At 52.4% G+C, this 3,179-nt stretch carries 2 protein-coding genes; both read left to right on the forward strand.

Features of this window, described 5'->3' with window-relative positions; translation table 11 throughout:
• On the forward strand, positions 1-239 hold a 239-nt coding region (locus tag ACOSYY_RS15380), incomplete at its 5' end, for an NADH-quinone oxidoreductase subunit D-related protein (RefSeq protein ID WP_526023332.1).
• A gap of 96 nt (positions 240-335) precedes the next feature.
• Positions 336-3,029: a molybdopterin-dependent oxidoreductase gene (locus ACOSYY_RS15385; RefSeq protein WP_421663463.1), complete on the forward strand. Its 2,694-nt coding sequence runs from the start codon at positions 336-338 to the stop codon at positions 3,027-3,029.
• Positions 3,030-3,179 lie beyond the last annotated feature (150 nt).

Genomic DNA, 3,179 nt, shown 5'->3' on the forward strand with positions numbered 1-3,179 from the left:
TCTCTCAGGGATTCGATGCTCCGCCTGGAGAAATTTACTGCGGCACAGAGGCGCATAAAGGAGAGTTGGGGTTTTATATCGTCAGCACGGGTGGGGGAAAGCCCTATCGACTGAAGATTCGAGCCCCGTCGTTCGTGCACATGGGCGCGTTCGATCACATGGCCCGCGGGTATATGATCTCGGATGCCTGCACCATCTTCGGGACGTACGATGTCGTGATGGGCGAATGTGATAGGTAGCAGGTAGAATCTGAAACGCGAGATGCGAAAAGTGAACGGTAAAGATCAGGGCATCGTTTTACGGTTCACATTTTCCCTTTCACGGAGAAGAATATTATGGGTTTGAAGCCGGCTACTAATCCAGATGTTGAAGCGGCAACGATCGAATTGAGCATCGACGGGAAATCTGTCACGGCAAAGAGCGGAGTGTCGTTGTATGACGTCATCTCAATGACAGGCAAGATCATTCCGGCCATGTGCTATCACTATACATTCGACCCGTTCGGCTCCTGCGGTATGTGTCTGGTGATGCAAGAGGGGAAGAAGGCTCCTGTTCGCTCGTGTACCGCCAAGGCTGCGGCGGGGATGGTCATTCGTACCGAAGGTGAAGATCTTTTTCTCGCCAGGAAGAAAGCCGTCGAAAAACATCTATCTGTGCATCCTCTCGACTGTCCCGTGTGCGATGCGGACGGCCATTGTGAACTTCAAGATATGGCGTTCCAGCATGGCGTGACAAATCTCGCCAATGCCAAGCAGAAATTCATTCCGGAAGATACACGAAGTCCCGTGCTCGACTTCAACATGAATCGCTGCATTGCCTGTGCGGAATGCATCAATGTTTGCAAGGATGTGTTGATGATCGATGCCTTGCAATTTATGAAGAAGGGTGGATTCAACCAGGTAGTGGCCAAGGGCGACCTGGCCCTCGATTGTGAATTCTGCGGAGATTGTTTAGCGGTCTGTCCGGTCGGCGCCATCACGAATAAGTTTTCCAAGTATCTGTATAAACCGTGGCAGATGAAGAAGACAACGACCACCTGCAACTACTGCGGAGATGGCTGCCAACTCTACCTGGAAACGAAAGATGAAGAAGTAGTCAGAGTCACCTCGCCGTTATCATGGAAGAACAAATGGGGAGACCGATCGGAAACTGCCAAGGGGCACGGCGGGATCTGTGTACGCGGACGTTTTGGATTTGAATATTTGGACAGTAAAGGCCGACTTACACAGCCCCTGGTCCGCCAGGGGAGTCAGTTAGTGCAGAGGCCTTGGCTGGAAACTATGCACCAGCTCGTAGACCGGTTCGTCGAAATTAAAGATAAATACGGTGCCGATGCCATCGGTGGTCTCGTGACGGCCCGCTGTACGAATGAAGAGCTGTATTTATTCCAAAAGCTCATGCGCACCGGTTTTGGAACCAACCAACTCGACAGTAGTGCCCGCTATGGCCATATGAACTTTGTGCTCGCGTCCAAGCATGCCGTCGGACTCGGGAGAACGCCGAATGATTGGGAAGATCTGACGAAAGCGAAAGCAATCATTTTGATCGGTTCCAATATTACGGAGACAAACCCGTTGACTGCTGTGCGAATCAAAGAAGCCATGCGGGTCTACAAAGCTCAAGTGGTGACGTTCGACAGCGCCCTCACCAATATTGCGAAGTTGGCATCACACCCGTTTTTGATCAAGCCGGGGACAGAGGGTATGGTGATCGATGGGTTGGTCAAAGCGACCATCGATCAGAATTTGGTGGACGAAGAGGCTGTTGGGAAATATCCGCAAGCGTTTGAAGCGCTCAAAGATGCCGTGGCGAATGTTTCATTGGAGCGGTTGGCTGGTCAGACCGGCTTTCCCATAGACGCTTTCCGAGAAATTGCTGCTATTTTTGCCGAGTCATCGAGGTCGATCATCCTGTGCGCGGAAGGGATTGTCAGACGAACGAATGGATATCAAAACGTCTTGAAACTGATGGATCTCGCGTGGATCACGGGTAAGCTCGGGCGAGCAGGTTGTGGGGTGAACACCGTGACGGAGGAGCCGAATGAACAAGGGGCCGTTGATATGGGCGCGGCACCCGAGTTTTTTCCAGGTCAGGCTCGCTTTGATGACCCAGGAGCTCGGGACCGTTTCGCCAAGGCATGGGAAGCGTCGCTACCTCCGGTCGGATCAGGAGCACATCTCATCGAAATCTTAAGGCGATGCAAGAGTGGGCAGATTAAAGCTCTGTACATTCTGGGCGAAAATCCACTCGCGACCCTTCCGGCCTCGATGGAGGTTCGTGCCGCTCTCGAACGACTCGAATTGCTAGTCGTTCAAGATCCTTTTTTGACTGATACGGGGAAATTGGCTCATTTTGTCCTCCCCGCTTGTACGTACGCGGAGAAAGAGGGCACGTTTACGAACCTCGAAGGTCGTGTGCTTCGCGTTCGTCAGGCGATGGATCCCCGAGGTGAGAGCCTGCCGGACTGGTACATCATGACAGCCCTTGCGAACGCCATGGGGTGCAGATGGGAATACCAATCGGCCAATGATATTCAAGCCGAGATCATGAAGCTGTTGCCCGGATACTATAATCTTGGGCAACCTCGTAAAGTCGTGCCCTCCCCTGATCCGTATTTGTCTAACGGCTACGCGGCGGAGGTCAAGGCTCGTTATCAACAGGCTCCGCTATCGGGAGAACACGCGCGTCCCTTTTGTCTGTTGATGGGGCAATTATTAGTGCATTCAGGGAAATTGTCGACACAAGCGCCCGGGCTTATCAAGATCGCTCCGAATACAGGCAAGTTGCGGATGAATATACGGGACATGGAGGGTCTTGGATTGCAAGACGGTACGAAGGTGCGGTTGACCTCTGATCGTGGTTCTCTTCAGATCGGTGTGCAGTCGGATCAGTCTATTGCGCCAGGCACCTGTTTTTTCCCTGAGCATTTTAATGAACCACCAGTGAAGGACTTGATGCCGGTGTCGGTCGATGCCACAACCGGTGTCCCATCGTTCAAACAGATTTGGGTAAGTGTTGAACAGGCGTAAGCGGATATCTACGTCCGTGATGAGGAGCCTCCGATGAGTGTCGCCGCGCTGACCAAAAAAATCCTGCACGCCGCGTTATTCTACGAGATTTGGGATGCGATGAAGGTCACGTTTCGGCACATGCTTCATCGACCGATGACCTTTCAGTAT

The organism is Nitrospira sp. BLG_2, assembly GCF_049222245.1.

Bases quoted from the DNA above. Each gene is read 5' to 3' on its own strand.
- ACOSYY_RS15385 (WP_421663463.1), top strand. From the start codon at position 336: ATGGGTTTGAAGCCGGCTACTAATCCAGATGTTGAAGCGGCAACGATC.